Annotated in this window: 11 protein-coding genes and 1 pseudogene; 6 read left to right on the top strand and 6 right to left on the bottom strand. The window is 73.5% G+C overall.

The window, feature by feature from the left end:
• Window positions 1–607: 607 nt before the first annotated feature.
• Together ENKNEFLB_RS22670 and ENKNEFLB_RS15615 are read right to left on the bottom strand one after the other, a co-directional pair.
• Complete coding sequence (locus ENKNEFLB_RS22670) at window positions 608–1,888, bottom strand: acyltransferase family protein (protein ID WP_338040914.1); 1,281 nt, start codon at window positions 1,886–1,888, stop codon at window positions 608–610.
• On the bottom strand, window positions 1,885–3,696 hold the full coding sequence (locus ENKNEFLB_RS15615) for a hypothetical protein (RefSeq protein ID WP_214056243.1): 1,812 nt from the start codon (window positions 3,694–3,696) through the stop codon (window positions 1,885–1,887). The genes ENKNEFLB_RS22670 and ENKNEFLB_RS15615 overlap by 4 nt, the downstream gene beginning before the upstream one ends.
• Before the next feature lie 215 nt (window positions 3,697–3,911).
• Here ENKNEFLB_RS15615 and pgfA point away from each other — a divergent pair, with 215 nt between their 5' ends.
• The gene (gene pgfA, locus ENKNEFLB_RS15610) at window positions 3,912–4,850 is read left to right on the top strand and encodes a cell envelope lipid trafficking protein PgfA (protein WP_214056242.1); all 939 of its coding nucleotides are present in this window, start codon (window positions 3,912–3,914) and stop codon (window positions 4,848–4,850) included.
• Between the two features lie 178 nt (window positions 4,851–5,028).
• On the opposite strand, the gene ENKNEFLB_RS15605 is transcribed toward pgfA, so the two are convergent.
• Window positions 5,029–5,856: a class I SAM-dependent methyltransferase gene (locus ENKNEFLB_RS15605; protein WP_246535584.1), complete on the bottom strand. Its 828-nt coding sequence runs from the start codon at window positions 5,854–5,856 to the stop codon at window positions 5,029–5,031.
• Between the two features lie 71 nt (window positions 5,857–5,927).
• Here ENKNEFLB_RS15605 and ENKNEFLB_RS15600 point away from each other — a divergent pair, with 71 nt between their 5' ends.
• Both ENKNEFLB_RS15600 and ENKNEFLB_RS15595 read left to right on the top strand, forming a co-directional pair.
• Window positions 5,928–8,018, top strand: a complete 2,091-nt coding sequence (locus tag ENKNEFLB_RS15600; protein ID WP_214056241.1) for an aryl-sulfate sulfotransferase — start codon at window positions 5,928–5,930, stop codon at window positions 8,016–8,018.
• Window positions 8,015–8,941, top strand: a complete 927-nt coding sequence (locus tag ENKNEFLB_RS15595) for a phosphotransferase (RefSeq protein WP_246535583.1) — start codon at window positions 8,015–8,017, stop codon at window positions 8,939–8,941. The genes ENKNEFLB_RS15600 and ENKNEFLB_RS15595 overlap by 4 nt, the downstream gene beginning before the upstream one ends.
• A 9-nt stretch (window positions 8,942–8,950) precedes the next feature.
• Here the strand turns inward: ENKNEFLB_RS15595 and ENKNEFLB_RS15590 are convergent, their stop codons facing one another.
• Window positions 8,951–9,754, bottom strand: a complete 804-nt coding sequence (locus ENKNEFLB_RS15590; RefSeq protein ID WP_214056240.1) for a hypothetical protein — start codon at window positions 9,752–9,754, stop codon at window positions 8,951–8,953.
• 152 nt (window positions 9,755–9,906) lie between these two features.
• Complete coding sequence (locus tag ENKNEFLB_RS15585) at window positions 9,907–13,155, bottom strand: hypothetical protein (RefSeq protein ID WP_214056239.1); 3,249 nt, start codon at window positions 13,153–13,155, stop codon at window positions 9,907–9,909.
• A gap of 375 nt (window positions 13,156–13,530) precedes the next feature.
• Between ENKNEFLB_RS15585 and rpsA the strand changes: the two genes are divergently transcribed.
• Window positions 13,531–15,045, top strand: coding sequence for a 30S ribosomal protein S1 (gene rpsA, locus ENKNEFLB_RS15580; RefSeq protein WP_214056238.1), 1,515 nt, complete (start codon window positions 13,531–13,533; stop codon window positions 15,043–15,045).
• An 85-nt stretch (window positions 15,046–15,130) separates the two neighbouring features.
• Here rpsA and ENKNEFLB_RS15575 read toward each other — a convergent pair whose 3' ends face one another.
• Window positions 15,131–15,853: a TetR/AcrR family transcriptional regulator gene (locus ENKNEFLB_RS15575; protein ID WP_214056237.1), complete on the bottom strand. Its 723-nt coding sequence runs from the start codon at window positions 15,851–15,853 to the stop codon at window positions 15,131–15,133.
• On the opposite strand from ENKNEFLB_RS15575, the pseudogene ENKNEFLB_RS23220 reads away from it, so the two are divergent.
• A pseudogene (locus ENKNEFLB_RS23220) lies at window positions 15,771–16,580 on the top strand (Rossmann-fold NAD(P)-binding domain-containing protein); the annotation flags it as partial. The gene ENKNEFLB_RS15575 and the pseudogene ENKNEFLB_RS23220 overlap by 83 nt on opposite strands.
• A 367-nt stretch (window positions 16,581–16,947) precedes the next feature.
• Complete coding sequence (gene coaE / locus ENKNEFLB_RS15565) at window positions 16,948–17,535, top strand: dephospho-CoA kinase (RefSeq protein ID WP_214056236.1); 588 nt, start codon at window positions 16,948–16,950, stop codon at window positions 17,533–17,535.
• Window positions 17,536–17,537: the final 2 nt, after the last annotated feature.

The following is a 17,537-nucleotide window of genomic DNA, read 5'->3' as shown; positions in this document are numbered from 1 at the left end:
GGCTCGCCGTCCCCCACCCGGCTGAGGCGATCGGGTCGGGGACGGACCCGGTGGGGCGCGAGCTCGTGCCGTCCTCGGGTGACGACCTCGTCGCCCTGCGGCAGAACTCCAACGCCGGGTGGTCGGCCTCCGTCGGCGGCGTCGACGCGGAACCGGTCGTCGTCGACGGCTGGCAGCAGGGCTGGTGGGTGGACCCCGGCGCCCCGGGCGGGTCGGCTGCACCGATGGCCGTCCGGTTCGGCCCGGATGCCGCCTACCGGGGCGGTCTCCTCGGGGGCGCCGTCCTGTCCCTCCTGCTGCTGGTGGTCCTCGCGCTCCCGCCCCGTCGTCGGGTGACGCCCCGACCACCGGTCGACGGTGAGCGCGCCCTGCCGTGGTGGGCGGCGCTGCCGGTGGCCGTGGTCGTCCCCGGGCTGGTCGCGGGGTGGATCGCCGCGGTCGTCGCTGCGGGGGCGGTGGCCACCCTGCTCCTGCTGGCACGCACACGTGCCGACGCCGAGATCGGCGCCTGGCTGCCGGCCGTGCCACTGCTGGGGGCGGCCGCCTGGTACGCGGTCCTGCCCTGGGGCAGTGCCACGGGCTGGGCCGGTGCCGCCAGCGGTCCGGCCTACCTCTGCGTCCCGGCGCTCGCGGCGCTGGCACTGGCGTCGTCGTCCGCGGCGGACGGCCCGGTGCGCGTGCCCCGGTTCCGGGTGAACCTGCTCGGGCGTCGTCCCAGGGCCAGCGCCGGCAGCTCGACGAACCGGTAGGCCGCCTCTGCGGCCAGCAGGCTCAGCAGCACCGTGACCACGAAGATCTGCAGCCCGCGGCCCGCGAACAGCTCCCATCCGGTGGCCCACATGACCAGGTGGAGCACCGGCAGGTGGAGGCAGAACACGCCGTAGCTGATCCAGCCCAGCCGCCGCAGCGGGGTGGCCGAGAGCACGGTGTCGTACCGGCTGTGCTCGCGGCGCCCCAGGATGCTGGGCAGGACCACGAGGAGGGCGACCGCCGCGTAGAGCAGGTGCTTCGTCAGCGATTGGGCAGGCGTGGGAGCGGCGAACATGGCCGGGCCCGCGACCGGCGTGGCCGAGGCCAGCAGGAGGCCCGCGGCGAGCGCCCAGCAGGCGCCGGGCTGGTGGGCGAGGGCGTGCACCGCACCGGCCGCTCGGGGGCTGCGTCCTCGGACCAGCAGCACCTGCAGCAGTGCCAGGGCGATGCCGATCGCGAACCAGGTCAGGAAGGCCGGGAGCCACTGGGTCGGGCTGCCACCGGTCGAGGAGCCGACCCGGGCCGCCCCGTCGAGGTGCCACCACACCGAGACCACGGTCATCGCGAGGAGACCGGTCCAGATGCGACGGGTGGAGGTGGGTCCACGCCCGGTGCGGCCGAGGAGCAGAAGCATCAGCAGGGGGAGCAGGAGGTAGAAGGACACCTCGACGGCCAGGCTCCACATGTGGGTGAGGCCCGCGGGGAACGAGGTGCTGGTGACGGTGTCCAGCATCAGCACCGTGCTGACGCGCTCGCCCCAGCCCAGCCCACGGTTGTCCTCGACGAGGGCGAGCGCGAGGGCCACCGTGAGGAGGTAGAGCGGCGCGATCCGCCACCAGCGACGGCGCAGGTACGACAGGGGGTCCGGGCGAGGCGCAGCGTCGAGCCCCGCCATGATCCAGGGCCGCGCCAGGAGGAACCCCGACAGGACGAAGAAGATCGCGACCCCGACGTCGAGACGGGCCAGCAACGTTCCCCAGACGCCGTGACGGGTGTAGTCGCCCGACCAGAAGGCCACGTGGGTGGTGAGGACGCAGAGGGCTCCGACGAGCCGAAGGGTGTCCAGCGCCGGGAAGCGCGGGCCCGAGCGGGGAGGCGCCGGGACCAGGTGGTCGCCGAGGTGCGAGGACGGGGTCACAGGGGGCCTCCTGGTTGGACGGTGCCGACCTCGACGACGTCGACGCACACCGTGGTTCCGGGGGTCAGGTCGCTGAGGTCGACCGAGGAGACCGGGCCCTCGACCTCGATGAAGAGACTGTGCAACCCGCTGCGGACCGGCACCTCGGCGGTCTCCCCGGCGGCGGCGACGGTCATCGAGGCCTCGCCCGACGACAGGTAGCCCAGGCGCAACCACCACGTGAAGTCGAGCGTGGTCCGCCGCACCGGGATCGACACCGGCCCCGTCCCGACCCGCCACCCGCACGCGCCGTCAGGTCCCGGCTCGCTCCTGGTGGCGGGGTCCAGGAAGGCCCGTCGGGCTGCGCCGTCGGGAGCGAGGGTGAGGAGGTCGTCGGTGACCTGGGGGAACGAGACGTCGTCGACGACCAGGGGGAGCAGCCTCGGGGTGGTGTTGAACGGGAAGAGGAAGCCGGGCATGACGTCGTCGGGGACCACGGTGTCGGCGAAGTCCTGCGGCCCGCCGTCGCGGAGCGAGTCCTGCGTGGCGCGGAGGTAGTCCCGCCCCGGGTTGTCCTCGTGCCAGATCCTGGCGTACCCGACCGCACTGACGGTGCCCGACAGGGCGAGGGCGACGGTGAGGACGACCCCGACCCGCCGGGTCGGCAGCGCGATGAGGGGGTCTGCTCGCGGCTCGGTGCCGCCCTCGCCCTCGCGCAGCGGCATGGTGAGCAGAGCGAGGGTGAGGACGGCGGCGCAGGTGACGTCGCTCAGGTACCGGTACTCGAGGCCGGCGATGGACCCGACCACGGGAGCGCGTGTCACGAGCAGCAACGCGTACGACAGGGCGGCGGAGCCACCGAGCAGCAACCAGACCCGTCCGGTCCGGACCCGGGTCGCAGCGAGGTACGCAGCCAGGCCGAGGAGCACGACCCAGCTCAGCATCAACGCCCACCCGGGGGCGTCCACGACCCCGACCGGGGGATTGATGCGGGACCAGGTCCAGGGGCCGCCCACCAGTCCGAGGGGCAACGAACGTCCGAGCATCGTGCCGGCCAGGGGGACCGCGACGTCGGACGAGGACGTGGAGTCGGTGGTGAGCTGCGGGACCGTGACCAGGTAGTACGTCAGATAGGCCGTGGCGAGCCCGACGCCGAGGACGAGGGCAGGCCACCAGCGTCGTGCCGCGCTCACGACGCGGTCGCGGGGCGAACCCGGCACGAACCAGCCGAGGGTGAGCACTGCCAGCACCGGGAAGAGGACCAGTGCCTTGACGTACGAGGCGAGCGCGACGACCAGCACCAGGAGCGTCACTGCGAGCCACCGCCTGCCCTGCCCACGCAGGTAGCGGACCCAGGCCGCGACCGCGGCGAAGAAGCAGACCTGGAGCGGAAGCGCGTTCAGGCTCGCGGCCCACCACATGAAGGCCGGCAGCGTCATCGCCGAGGCCAGGTACAAGGTCAACGGGGCGAGCGCGCCCCACCGGACCCCGACCAGCGTGGTGACCATCCACCAGCAGCACGCCGACGCGGCCAGCTGCAGGGCCAGGGTCAGGGTCGCCGCCAGAGGCCAGTCCACGAGGCCGCCGGTCGTGACCACCCAGGCGAGGAACCGGCCCACCGGCATGAGCTGACTGTCGTACGGCGTGAGCAGCAGGTCGGTCCCGAGCCCGGTTCGGGCCGCGTCGTCGAGCATCTGCAGGTCATCGAGGTAGAACCACGACGGGTAGAGGGCCCAGCCCCGGAGCACGAGAGCGACGGTGACGACGCCGACGGCCACCAGTGTGACGCGGGTGCGCTGCTCGGGGTGCTCGTCGGGTGACCTGCTCACCCGCCCGCCGCCCCGCTCACGACGGCGATGATGGCACAGCGGCCGAGCCCGGTGCCGTCGAGCGCTACGCCATGGGTGACCCGCGTCGGGACTTAGGTCCGTGCTTGCCCGGGCCTTGGGTAACCGGTCGGTAACTTACGGGCACGGCGGTGCGTCCCGAGGGTGTGACGTGCGCTACCTTCTGGCGGTTGACGCGAGGTCTGGGAGGACACACGGTGCGCAAGATCGTCGGAGCGGTACTGATCGGAATTGGCGGTTTCCTGCTGGTGGCGGCGATCGTCGCGGTCACCTGGGTGCCGGGGCAGGTGCAGCGCACCCCGATCGAGATCGACACCACCACCGAGCTCGAGGGCCAGGTCGCCACGCTCGACACCGAGACGCAGGAGCTCTCGGAGACGCGTGACGTCTACGCGCTGTCGATCACGAAGTCCGACACCGAGGCCTCCACCGACGACACGGTGGTCTTCACCACGAACACGTGCCTGAACGAGGACCTCGGCCAGCCGCGGGAGTGCTACAGCCCCGCCGAGGAGGACTTCGTGGTCACGGTCAGCCCGACCGACGTCGCGGCGACCGACCGGAGCACCGCCCTGGCGGTGCCGACCGACCTCGAGCCCGTCGAGCACGAGGGCCTGATCAACAAGTGGCCCTTCGATGCCGAACAGGAGACCTATCCCTACTGGGACAGCACCGCGCAGGTGGCCGTCGACGCCGTCTTCGACCGCACCGAGGAGATCGAGGGCCTCGAGACGAACGTCTACCGGATCGAGGTGCGGGACGCACCCGTGCTGGTCAGCGGGCTCTCCGAGGAGATCGACGGCACCTATGACGACGTCAAGGAGATCTACGTCGACCCCCGCACCGGAGCGATCGTGAACCAGACCGAGCAGCAGCAGCGGTTCTTCGACGACGGGACCCAGGCTCTCGACCTCGAGCTGGCCTTCACCGACGAGCAGGTCGCGACGAACGTCGCGGACGCCCAGGACAACGCATCCAGCCTCGACCTCCTGATGCGCACCGTGCCGCTGATCGGCTTCATCGGCGGCCCGCTGCTGCTCCTCGGCGGCCTGGTCCTCCTGCTGGTGGGCGGACGGAACAGGTCGGCGACGCACAGCGGTCGCGACTCGCGGCCGATGGCCGGCGCCGGGGTCTGAGTCACCGGCACCACCCACCAGCACGAGCCAGCACGGCCCCGGTCCCCGGACCGGGGCCGTGCTGCGTACCCCGCCCGTGGCGAGAGAGCCACATGCGTCATGAGATGCAGGTTCTCAAGGCTCCCGGACCTGCATCTCATGACACGTCCCAGGTCGGTCCCCCAGGCGGTCCCTCAGGTCAGCCCCGCAGGTCCGCCCCGACGATCGCGGTGCCCGGCGTCAGTCGGCCGCGCAGCTGCGACCAGCCGCCCCAGACCCGGTCGTGGTGTTCGGGCCAGCGCGGCTCGAGCAGGTCGGTGATCACGAAGCCGGCGGCGCGCAGCAGCGCCACCCAGTCGCCCAGCGTGCGGTGGTGCTCGACGTAGGCCACCTCGTCGGTGGTGGGGTCGACCTCGACGTACGGCGTGCGGTCCCAGTAGGAGGAGACGGCCGTCAGGCCGTCGGGGCCCGGGTCGTCGGGGAACATCCATCGCGTCGGATGGGTGATCGAGAACGCCAGCCGGCCCCCGGGACGCAGCACGCGTGCGGCCTCGGCCAGCGCGACGTCGAGGTCGGCGACGAACTGCAGGGCGCCGAAGCTGCAGAAGACGACGTCGAAGGAGGCGTCGGCGAACGGCAGCGCGGTCGCGGTGGCGAGCACCGAGGGCACGGCGACGCCGGTGGCCTCGTCGAGGCGCCGGGAGTGCTGGAGCTGGCGGTAGGAGAGGTCGAGGCCGACCGCACGCCCCCCGCGGGACCGCACCCAGCGCGAGCACTGCCCGGCGCCCGACCCGACCTCGAGCACGTCACGCCCGGCCACGTCGCCGAGCACCCCGGCGTCGTCCTCGGTCAGGCCCTCGGGGCCCCACACGAAGCCGGCGTCACCGAGGAAGGCGCCGTGCGTGGCCTGGTACTCGTCGGCGTAGCGGTCCCAGTCGGGGCCGTTCGCCCGGCGGGACTCGGCCTCGTCGACGGTGCGTCGTTCGACCACGACCGGGGCGGGCGGTGGGAAGTCCTGCTCGGCCACCCCTGGACCCTACGCCGGGAGAGTCCGGCGATCCTGCCCGGCGGGGCAGACCGACCCGTACCCTGCGGCCCATGACCTCTCGCAGGGCGGTCCCGGCTGCCGCACTGGCTCTGGCCCTGGCCGTCGCGCTCGCCCCGGCCGTCGGGGCCGCCGGCACGACCCCGTCGGCCGCAGCCGACCGGGCAAGGGTGCAGATCGAGGTCACGGGCGTCGGAGTCACCACCTGGCCGGCCTTCGACCCGCAGGTCGAGCGGTATGCCATCGACACGGCGTCGGACACCGGGGGCGCCGTGACCGTGCGCGCCTCGACGACGGACCCGACCGCACGGATCACCGTCGACGGCCTGCCGCTGAGAGGGGGCGAGCGCACCGTCGACGGTCTCGAGCCCGGCGACGAGGTCGCCGTCCTGGTCGATGGAGACCGTGGTTCCGCGGTGCACTCCTTCCTCTACCTGCCGCCGCAGTTCCCGGTGCTGGAGCGCGACACCGACGGGCCGAGCCTGGACACGCCCTCGCCCGGGCACGTGCTGCTGACCCTCGGCCTCTGGACCGAGCCGTCACCGTTCTTCGAGACGGCCGTCGACGCCAACGGGGTCCCGGCGTTCGTCGTCAGCACGGCGAACTCGATGGATCTCAAGCCGGCCCCGGGAGGCCACTACAGCGTGGCCAGGGGGCGGGCCGAGGGTGGGGCCGACGTCGTCGAGCTCGACGAGCAGCTGCGGGAGGTCGGTCGCTACCGGACCGTCGGCCTCCAGCACACGGACGGCCACGACGCTATCCTCGAGGAGGACGGAACCCGGTACCTCCTGGCCTACGAGCCGAACACCCGGACCGGGCTGACGGACGCGGTCGTCCAGCACGTCGCGGCGGACGGCTCGGTGCTGTTCGAGTGGAACAGCGCCGACCACGTCGACGTGGAGGCCGAGACCGTCGTCGGTGTGGACGACCCGGACTACGCGCACATCAACTCGGTCGAGGTGATGCAGGACGGGGACCTCCTGCTGTCCTTCCGCCACCTCAGCTCCGTGCTCAAGGTGGCGCGCACGGCCCACGACGGCTTCGCGGCCGGCGAGGTGGTGTGGCGCCTCGGGGGCCGGGCCAGCGACTTCACGGTCAGGGATCCTGACGGCTCACCGGACGGGGGTCCCTGCGCGCAGCACACGGCCCACGAGCTCCCGAACGGTGACATCCAGGTCTTCGACAACGGTGCGTGGTCGTTGAACCCGCTCTGCATCGACCCCGCCGATCCCGCGGGCGACACCGTGGCCCGCACGCCGACGCGGATCGCGCAGTTCCGGCTGGACGAGACCGACGGCAGTGCGACGGTGGTCGAGGAGCAGGTCGTGGGCGACCGGTACGCGATCTTCGCCGGGTCCGTGCAGCCCCTGGACGGGGACAGGTCCATGATCGGCTGGGCCTCGTCGACGGAGGCCGTGGCCAGCGAGCTCGGCCCCGGCGGCGAGCTGTTGTGGGACCTGCGAGCGACCGAGCGCCCGCGGTACTTCAGCTACCGCGCGCACAAGGCCCCGGTGCCGGACGCGACCCCGCCCGACGTCATGACGCCCATGCCGGCCGACGGCGCCACCTACACCGTGGGTGACCGGGTCGTCCCTCGTGCGCGGTGCACGGATCGTGGCGGCTCGAGCCTGCACGCGTGCGAGGTCTCCGCGGTCGACACCACGACCCCCGGTCGGCGCGTGGTGACGTTCACGGCGACGGACGGCGCCGGCAACACGACCGTGGTCCAGTGCGACTACGACGTGGTCGCGCCCGGGGACCGCCCCGACGCTCTGATCGGCTTCTCGCGTCGCACGCTGGTCGGTGACGACGTCTACGGCGGGCCGGCACGCCAGAGCGTGACCGGACCGCTGCGTCGCGCTGGTCGGACGGTCCAGGTCCGGGTGGAGAACGACGGGAGCGCACCGTCGCGTTTCGTGCTCGCCACGACAGGACCGTCCCGCGACTTCCGGCTCGCGCTGAGCTACCCCGACGGGCGCCGCCGCTCACCGGTGCTGGCGCCCGGCGGGATCTGGACGGTCGGGGTCACGGTCGAGCCGAGGCGCTCGGCGCGGCGTGGCGACCTCGCGGTGGTGCGCCTGGCGGCGCGCGCGGTCGACGGGTCGACGGTCGACACCGTGCGAGCCCGCCTCAGGCTGCGGTGACCACCGCCGGGACGGACGGCTACACCCTGGAACCCCTCCCGGGGAGCTGGTCCGGGGAGACCTTCCTGGCCCGTGCCGGCGCCGAGCGCACGGTCGTGCGGTTGTACGGCGGCCGCTCGCTGGCCCGGGGACCGGCGGCCCCCGAGGTCGATGCGGCGGTGCTGACGCTCGTACGCGGGCTGCTCCCGGTGCCCGACGTGCTCGAGGTCCGCCGCGCCGACCCGGCGTCCGGCTCGCCGGGCATGCTCGTCACCGCGTTCGTGCCGGGGGTGCGGGGCGACCTCGCCCTGGGCTCGGCCGAGGACGACGAGGCGCTCGGCCGCCTCGGCCACGGGCTGGGGCACGTGGCAGGCCTGCTCGCCTGCATGCCCCAGCCGGGCACCGGCCCGTTCGTCGACGGCGACCTGCGGGTCGGGTCGTTCGGCGACGAGGCCGACGTCGGTGGGGTCGTCGCCGCCCATCTCGACCGGCTGCACCCCGACGACGGCTGGGGTGGCGACGAGCGGGCCGGGCTGCAGGAGGTGGCCGAGCGTGCCGACGAGGTGCTGGCCGGCGTACGCCGCCGCAGCCTGGTGCACAGCGACCTGAACCCGAAGAACGTGTTGGTGGCTCCCGGGACGCTCGAGGTGGTCGCGGTCCTCGACTGGGAGTTCGCGCACGCCGGCCACCCCGTCACCGACCTGGGCAACCTGCTGCGCCACGACCGCCGGCCGGCGTACGTCGACGCGGTGCTCGCGGCGTACCGGGACCGGGTCCCGGTCACGGAGGGGGGCGCCGACCTGCTCGACCGGGCACGGGCGGCGGACCTGGTCGCGCTGGTCGACCTCGCCGCGCGGCGAGGCGCGAACCCCGAGGCCGACCGGGCGCACGCGCTGCTGCTGGCCGTGGCCCGTCGGCGCGACTGGCACGCCGTACCCGGGTGAGCGGCTCCCTCAGCCCGCGTCGACCGCGCGCCGCCCGCGAAGGGGCAGCCGGCCGGCGAGATCACCGAGGGGCCCCACGGCGCGGCCGAGGCCGTCGGCCGCGGTCTCCAACGACGGGATCAGCTCGGCGAGCGACTCCAGCCTCGGCTGGATCTGCTCGAGGGTGTCGCCCAGCGCGACGAGCTGGTCGAGGGTGCCGCCGTCGGCGACCAGCTTCTCGACGAAGCCGTCCTCCAGCAGCATCCGGTCGAGCAGCCCGCCCGGCGCGACGAGGCGGTCCAGCAGCCCGTCCGTCATCGTGATCCGGTCGAGCGCGGCGCCGGGGGCGAGGAGACGCTCGAGCACGCCGTCCGCCTCGACCAGTCGGTCCAGCGGTCCGCCGTCGGCGAGGAGCCGGTCCAGGGCGCCGTCCTCGGCGACCAGGCGGTCCAGCGGGCCGTCCTCGGCGAGCAGCGTCAGCAGGCCGCCGCGCTCGGCCAGCAGCCGGTCGAGGGTCCCGCCGCGCTCGAGGAGACGCCCGAGCGGACGATCGGGGGCGGTCAGCTCGTTGAGGGTGTGGGCCAGGCGCACCGGGCCCTCGCGGTCCGAGAGCGCGCGGACCAGCTGCTCGGCGTACCCGCCGTCGCCGATGACCCGCAGCAGCAGGTCGGCGTACCCGCCCGGGCGTCGGATCGGACCGTCCGGCGCGGCGAGGACGCCGACGGCGAGCGTGGCGCGGGTGGCCGCGACGGCCAGGTCGACGGGGAGCGCGGCGAGGGCCGTGACGCGCGACCGCACGGGTGCGGGCACGACGGCGAGGGCGGGGGAGACCATCCCGCGACGGTAGCGCCCGGAGGGGGCGGGAGGAGGGGTTGCTGCGACATCGTGTCGCAGGTGTCGTCGTCCGTGGTCCGGACCTGACGACGCCGCCCGGGTGGGGGGTCCCGGGCGGCGTCGTCAGGCCGTGGAGCAGGTGCGGTGCTGCTCTACGGGTTGCGGGGGCTCGACTTGCGGTCGAGCGGGTCGCTTCCGGCCGCGACCTCACGACCGTCGCTGACCCCACCGTTGTCGGTGTCGCGGTCGCAGGGGTTGGTCCGGTGACGCTTGATCTCGACCCGGTCGGTCAGGCCGTCGCGGTCGGTGTCCTTGCGCACCGGGTTGGTCTTGGTGCGGTTGACCTCGCGGCCGTCGGTGAGGCCGTCGCGGTCGGTGTCCTTGCGCAGCGGGTTGGTCTTGGTGCGGTTGACCTCGCGGCCGTCGGTGAGGCCGTCGCGGTCGGTGTCCTTGCGCAGGGGGTTGGTCTTGGTGCGGTTGACCTCGCGGCCGTCGGTGAGGCCGTCGCGGTCGGTGTCGGCCCGCAACGGGTCGGTCGCGTGCTGGTCGACCTCGGCGCCGTCGGTGAGGCCGTCGTCGTCGGTGTCGGGGTCACGGGGATCGGTGCCGAGCTGCAGCTCCTCGGCGTCGGTCAGTCCGTCGTCGTCGGAGTCGAGGTCCACCACGGGGGTGTCGTCGAGCGGGTCGAGCGGGTCGGTCCCGGCCTCGACCTCGGCGCCGTCGTCCACGCCGCCCCCGTCCGTGTCGGCCACGTTGGGGTCGGTCAGCTCGACGTCGACCTCGTCACCGTCGGTGAGTCCGTCGTCGTCGGAGACGTCGTCGCGGGGGTCGGTGGGCGCGTTGCCGTACCCGTCGTTCTCCGAGCCCGAGACCTCCTCGAGGTTGGTCACCCCGTCGTCGTCGGCGTCCTCCGCGTCGTCGGTGGTGCCGTCTGCATCGGTGTCCGCGGTGGCGGGGTCGGTGCCGGTGAGCTCGATCTCCTGGCTGTCGGTGAGACCGTCGCCGTCGGTGTCGTCGTCGCGGGGGTCGGTGGGCGCGTTGTCGTAGGCGCCGTTCTCCGAGCCAGAGACCTCCTCGAGGTTGGTGAGGCCGTCGTTGTCGGGGTCCTCGGCGTCGTCGGTGGTGCCGTCGCCGTCGCTGTCGGGGTCCGCCGGGTCGGTGAAGGTCTGCTCGACCTCCTCGCCGTTGGTCAGCCCGTCCCCGTCGTCGTCCGCGTCGGGGTCGGTCGTGACCGCGTCGTCGGCTGCGTCGTTCGGGTCGCCGGCGGGGCTGCCCGAGACCTCGGTGCCGTCGGGCACCCCGCCACCGTCGGTGTCGGCGTCGTTGGGGTCGGTCGGCTCCCCGCCGAACGCGTCGTTCGCGGAGCCGGAGACCTCCTCGCCGTCGGTGAGGCCGTCGTTGTCGCTGTCGTCCTCGCGCGGGTCCGTGGGCTCCCCGCCGAACGCGTCGTTCTCGGAGCCGGAGACCTCCTCGAGGTCGGTCAGGCCGTCGCCGTCGGAGTCGTCGCCCGCGTCGTCGGTGCCGTCGCCGTCGGTATCGGCGGTGTTGGGGTCGGTGCCGGTGAGCTCGATCTCCTCGCCGTCGGTGAGTCCGTCGTCGTCGGAGTCGTCGTCGCGGGGGTCGGTGGGGGCGTTGTCGTAGGCGTCGTTCTGCGAGCCGTCGACTTCTTCGAGGTTGGTGAGGCCGTCGCCGTCGGAGTCGTCGCCCGCGTCGTCGGTGCCGTCGCCGTCGGTGTCCGCGGTGTTGGGGTCGGTGCCGGTGAGCTCGATCTCCTCACCGTCGGTGAGTCCGTCGTCGTCGGAGTCGTCGTCGCGGGGGTCGGTGGGGGCGTTGTCGTAGGCGTCGTTCTGCGAGCCGTCGACTTCCTCGAGGTTGGTGAGGCCGTCGCCGTCGGGGTCTTCGGCGTCGTCGGTGGTGCCGTCGTCGTCGGAGTCGGTGTCGCGGGGGTCGGTGCCGGTCTGGGTGGTCTCCTCGCCGTTGGTGAGGCCGTCGCCGTCGGCGTCGGCTGCGGGGTCGAGGGGGGTGTCGTCGTCGGGGTCGAGGGGGTCGGTGCCGTTGTCGACCTCGGCGCCGTCTTGGACGCCGCCACCGTCGGTGTCGGCGGTGTTGGGGTCGGTCAGCTCGACGTCGATCTCCTCACCGTCGGTGAGTCCGTCGCCGTCGGTGTCGTCGTCGCGGGGGTCGGTGGGGGCGTTGTCGTAGGCGTCGTTCTGCGAGCCGTCGACTTCTTCGAGGTTGGTGAGCCCGTCGCCGTCGGGGTCTTCGGCGTCGTCGGTGGTGCCGTCGTCGTCGGAGTCGGTGTCGCGGGGGTCGGTGCCGGTCTGGGTGGTCTCCTCGGCGTTGGTCAGGCCGTCGCCGTCGGTGTCATCGCCGGGGACCAGCGAGCAGTCGATCCCGCCGACGGGGGCGGTGGCCGAGGCCTCGAGCGGGAACAGCTCGGTCTCGAGCACGGGCACGGCGCCCAGCACGGCTGCGCGCACCTCGAGCACCGACGCCGAGCCCGCGGCCTGCGTACCGTCGGCGGCGTCCGCGGACACGTCGAGCTGGCCGGCGCGCAGGGTCAGCTGCAGCAGCGGGTTGTCGGGCGAGGTGAAGCTGAGCGGGCTGCCGTCGACCGGCAGGGTGCGCGTCCGCCCGTCGGCGGTGACCTCCACGACCGGTGCGTCGTAGGCGACGCTCGCGCCGTCGGCGCCCTCCTGCCCGGTGGCCGTCGCGGTCAGCTCGGGCGCGGACAGGACGCGCACCTGGACCGACCCGCTGAGCAGGTCCAGGGAGGCGATGCTGCCGCGGGCCGAGCTGGCCACGCCCTGGGTGTCGGGGCCGTCCACCTCGACCAGTCCGGTGCTCTGCGACGTCGAGACGGTGTCGGGCAGCGCCAGCAGGGTGCCCAGGGTCGGCACGGGCAGCAGCGACAACCCGACGGTCGAGACCGCCGAGGACGTCAGGGGGCCAGTCGGGCACCCCCCGGTGACGGCGCGGGCGTGGGCCTCGGCCTCCGAGATGCCGAGCGAGAGCAGCCCCGGGACGGTGCCGGGGGCGCCGCCGTCCACCGTGGGCTGCGCGTTGTCCGGCGGTGCCGTCTGGCTCGCCTCGGCGAGCAGGCCCGGCAGGCCCGCGCCGAGGACGGAGGCATCGAGGTTGCGGGCGTCCGCCGTGGCCGACTGACCGTCGGTGACCGTCGTGGTGACCGTGCCCTCCGAGGTGGCGACACCGGCGGCAGCGACGGCAGGCAGCCCCGGCAGCCGGAGCGCGTCCAGCCCGAGGACCTGGGCGGAGGCGGAGCTGGTCAGTGGCTGGTCGGTGACGTCGGCGAGAGCGGGCGCGGGGACCGCGGTGAGGGTGAAGAGCGCGGCCGTCGAGACGACGAGACCGCACGCCACCGGTCGCTTGAAGGGACTCATGGCTGGGGGGCTCCGAAGGGGGAGGGAGACGGGTGGAGGGAGGCTGGTGCGGCCTGGGTGGGCCGCACCACCTTGATATCCCGCCACCGCGGAACCGGGACCCCGGGACGGAAAAGTTCTCGCAGCCGAGACAGCCGGTCCGTGCGGTCGCCCGGGGGTGGTCGCGGTTGGACCTCGTCCGGAGGCAGGCGTACGCTTCACTACGCGAGTGGAGTCCGCCGGGTCCCATACCGAGTGGACGAGGATCGCTATCGATCGGCACCCTCCGCCGGCCCGTCAGAGGCCGCAGGGTGCCAGCCGGTCAGCCGGAGGTAGTGAACAAGGACTTCACGCGTGGCCGTACGACTCCATCCGACCGAAGGTTCCACTTCCCTTATGACGAGCACCATCATCCCTCCCGCCGATGCCGCGCCTCAGGTCGCGATCAACGACATCGGGTCCGAGGAGGACTTCCTCGCCGCGATCGACGCGACCATCAAGTACTTCAACGACGGTGACATCGTCGAGGGCATCATCGTCAAGGTCGACCGGGACGAGGTCCTGCTCGACATCGGTTACAAGACCGAAGGCGTCATCCCCTCCCGCGAGCTGTCGATCAAGCACGACGTCGACCCCCACGAGGTCGTCGAGGTCGGCGACGCGGTCGAGGCCCTGGTCCTCCAGAAGGAGGACAAGGAGGGTCGCCTGATCCTGTCCAAGAAGCGCGCGCAGTACGAGCGCGCCTGGGGCACGATCGAGCAGGTCAAGGAGGAGGACGGCGTCGTCGAGGGCACCGTCATCGAGGTCGTCAAGGGCGGCCTCATCCTCGACATCGGCCTGCGCGGCTTCCTGCCGGCGTCGCTGGTCGAGATGCGCCGTGTGCGCGACCTCCAGCCGTACGTCGGCCAGAAGCTCGAGGCGAAGATCATCGAGCTCGACAAGAACCGCAACAACGTGGTCCTGTCGCGCCGTGCCTGGCTCGAGCAGACCCAGTCCGAGGTCCGCCACAGCTTCCTCACGCAGCTCCAGCGCGGCCAGATCCGCAAGGGCGTCGTGTCCTCCATCGTCAACTTCGGTGCGTTCGTGGACCTCGGCGGCGTCGACGGTCTCGTGCACGTCTCCGAGCTGTCCTGGAAGCACATCGACCACCCCTCGGAGGTCGTGGCCGTCGGCGACGAGGTCACCGTCGAGGTGCTCGACGTCGACATGGACCGCGAGCGCGTCTCGCTGTCGCTCAAGGCGACGCAGGAGGACCCCTGGCAGCACTTCGCCCGCACCCACCAGATCGGTCAGATCGTGCCCGGCAAGGTCACCAAGCTGGTGCCCTTCGGCTCGTTCGTCCGTGTCGAGGAGGGCATCGAGGGCCTGGTGCACATCTCCGAGCTGGCCGAGCGCCACGTGGAGATCCCCGAGCAGGTCGTGCAGGTCGGCGACGACGTCATGGTCAAGATCATCGACATCGACCTCGAGCGTCGCCGCATCTCGCTGTCGCTGAAGCAGGCCAACGAGAACCCGGCCGCCACGGACGTCGAGGACTTCGACCCCACGCTCTACGGCATGACGGCCACCTACGACGAGCAGGGCAACTACGTCTACCCCGAGGGCTTCGACCCCGAGACGGGCGAGTGGCTCGAGGGCTACGACGACCAGCGCGCGGTGTGGGAGCAGCAGTACGCCACCGCCCACGAGCGCTGGGAGGCCCACGTCAAGCAGCAGGCCGAGGCCGCCAAGGCGGAGGTCGAGGCCGGCGAGGCCACCTCGTACTCCTCTGACACCGGCAACGCGGGCAACACCGCGTCGGGCTCCACGCAGCAGGCGTCCTCGGGCGCCACGGAGAGCACCGGCGGCTCGCTGGCCTCCGACGAGGCCCTCCAGGCCCTGCGCGAGAAGCTCACCGGCGGGGGCGCCTGACCCGCACGCAGCACCCACGACGACCCGTCGCGACCTCGGTCGCGGCGGGTCGTCGCCGTTCGCGGGGGCGAGGGCAGCGGAGGCCTCAGACCAGGCCGAGCTCCTCGCCCACGCGGCCCACGACCGTCTCGTAGTGCACGTCGTGGTCCAGCACCCCGCGGTGCAGGTGGCCGAAGAGCTCCAGCGACACCTGCCCGACCAACGTGGCCCACGCCTGGAGGCCGGCGACGACGTACGCCGTGCCCGGCGCCGGGTCGACCAGCTCCGCGACCGGCGCCACCGCCTCCTGCTCGGCCCGGGACACACCGGCGCCCCCGGCCAGCGGTGTCCGTCCGGCCCGCTCCGCGTCGCTGAGCAGCGTGAGCAGCGCCCGGCTGGTCCGTGTCGCCGGGCCGACGGTGTCGTACGGCGCGGCGTAACCCGGCACGGGGCTGCCGTAGGTGAGGGCGTAGCGGTGGGGGTGGGCCACGGCCCAGTCGCGCACGGCGTGCGCCAGGGCCCGCCAGCGTCCGGCCAGGTCGTCGCGGGCCCGCTCGGCATCGGCCTGCTCCACGGCCTCGCCGAGCTCGTCGTAGGCCTCGACGATCAGCGCGGTCAGCAGCGCGTCGCGGCTCTCGACGTAGCGGTAGACCGCGGACGAGGCCATCTCGAGGTCGCGCGCCACGGCCCGCAGCGACAGGGCCGCCGGGCCGACGGCCGCCAGCTGCCGGCCGGCGCTGTCCAGGATGGCCCGGGTCAGCTCGGTGCGGGCGACGGCGCGGGCGGTCCGGGGGGCGGGTGCGGGACGGGGGGAGGTCTCGGCGGGCACCGGTCCATCCTGCCACGTGCCGAGAGCGGTGGTCCAGGACGAGAGCACCGCTCTTGTCAGCGGGGGCGACCCGTGCCACGCTGGGGGTCCAGCGAGAGCAGTGCTCTCGCATTCTCGTCCGAGGAGGACCGATGAGCGAACGACACGTGGTGGTCGGAGCAGGACCGGTGGGCCGGGCCGTGGCCCGGGAGCTGGTACGACGCGGGGCCGGGGACGTGGTGCTGGTGAGCCGTTCGGGGCCGGGGAGGAGGTGGAGGGGGCCCGCCGGGTCGCTCTCGACCTGGGCGGTGCCGGATCGGCAGAGGGCCTGACCGCGCTCTGCGCCGGCGCGGAGGTGGTCTACAACGCCGCCAACCCGCCGTCCTACGACGTCTGGGGCACCTGGTGGCCGCCGGTCGCGCAGGCGCTGTCGGCGGCGGCCCAGCACAGCGGAGCGGTCCTGGCCACCGCGTCGTGCCTGTACCCCTACGCCGTGGACGGCACGCCGATGGTGGAGGGGCGTCCCGACGACGCCTCCGGGGCGAAGGGGCGGCTGCGCGCCGCCATGACGGCGGACGCGATGGCCGCGCACCGCGCCGGCCGGGCACGGGCCGTGGAGGTGCGTGGCTCGGACTACCTCGGGCCCGGGGTGAGCCAGGCGCACGTCCCCGTCGTGGTGCCCCGCGCGCTGCGGGGCCGGGCGGTGCGCGTCTTCGGGGACCCCGACGCCCTGCACTCCTTCACCGACGTCCGGGACATGGCGACGGCCCTGGTGACCGCGGCGACGACACCGGCGGCGCACGGCCGGGTCTGGCACGCACCCACCAACCCGCCGGTGTCCCAGGCCGAGGCCGTGGCCGGTGTCTGTCGGGCGGCCGGCGTGGCGCCGGTGCGGGTCAGGTCCTGGCCACGCGCGATGCTCACGCTGGGCGGGACGGTGGTGCCGTTCCTGCGGGAGATGAGGGAGACGGTGGGCCAGTTCGAGCAGCCGTACGTCCTGGACTCGGCCGCCTCCGAGGCGGCGCTCTCGCTCTCCCCGACGCCGTGGGCGGAGGTCCTGCGCGCCACCGCCGAGCAGGGGGGCCGTCCGGCAGCCGGTCCACTAGCCTGGCCCGATGCGCGTCGGACTGACCGGTGGGGTCGCCTCAGGCAAGAGCACGGTGTCGGCGGTCCTCGACGAGCTGGGGGCGGTGGTCGTCGACTCCGACGTGATCGCCCGCGAGGTGGTCGCCCCCGGCACCCCGGGCCTCACCGCCGTGGTCGGCGAGTTCGGGCACCAGGTCCTGGCCTCCGACGGGTCGCTCGACCGGCCGGCGCTGGGCCGCCTGGTCTTCGGCGACGACGACGCCCGCCGCCGGCTCGAGGGCATCGTGCACCCGCTGGTCCGCGCGCGGGCCGCCGAGGTCGAGCACGCCGCACCGGACGGGTCGCTGATCGTCCACGACATCCCGCTGCTGGTCGAGACCGGCCAGGGGGACCGCTTCGAGGTGGTCGTCGTGGTCGACGTGCCCGAGGAGGTCCAGCTCGCGCGGATGGTCTCCGACCGCGGCTGGACCGAGGAGGACGCCCGGGCCCGGATCGCCGCCCAGGCCTCGCGCGAGGACCGGCTCGCCGTGGCCACGCACGTGCTGGACAACACCGGCTCGCGCGAGGACCTGCGGCGCGTGGTCGAGGAGCTCTACGCCGGGCTCGCGTCCGGCTGACC

This window comes from Nocardioides aquaticus (genome assembly GCF_018459925.1).
Classification (GTDB): domain Bacteria; phylum Actinomycetota; class Actinomycetes; order Propionibacteriales; family Nocardioidaceae; genus Nocardioides; species Nocardioides aquaticus.
The sequence above is the reverse complement of the archived record's forward strand: the minus strand, read 5'-3'. Positions and strand labels throughout refer to the sequence as shown.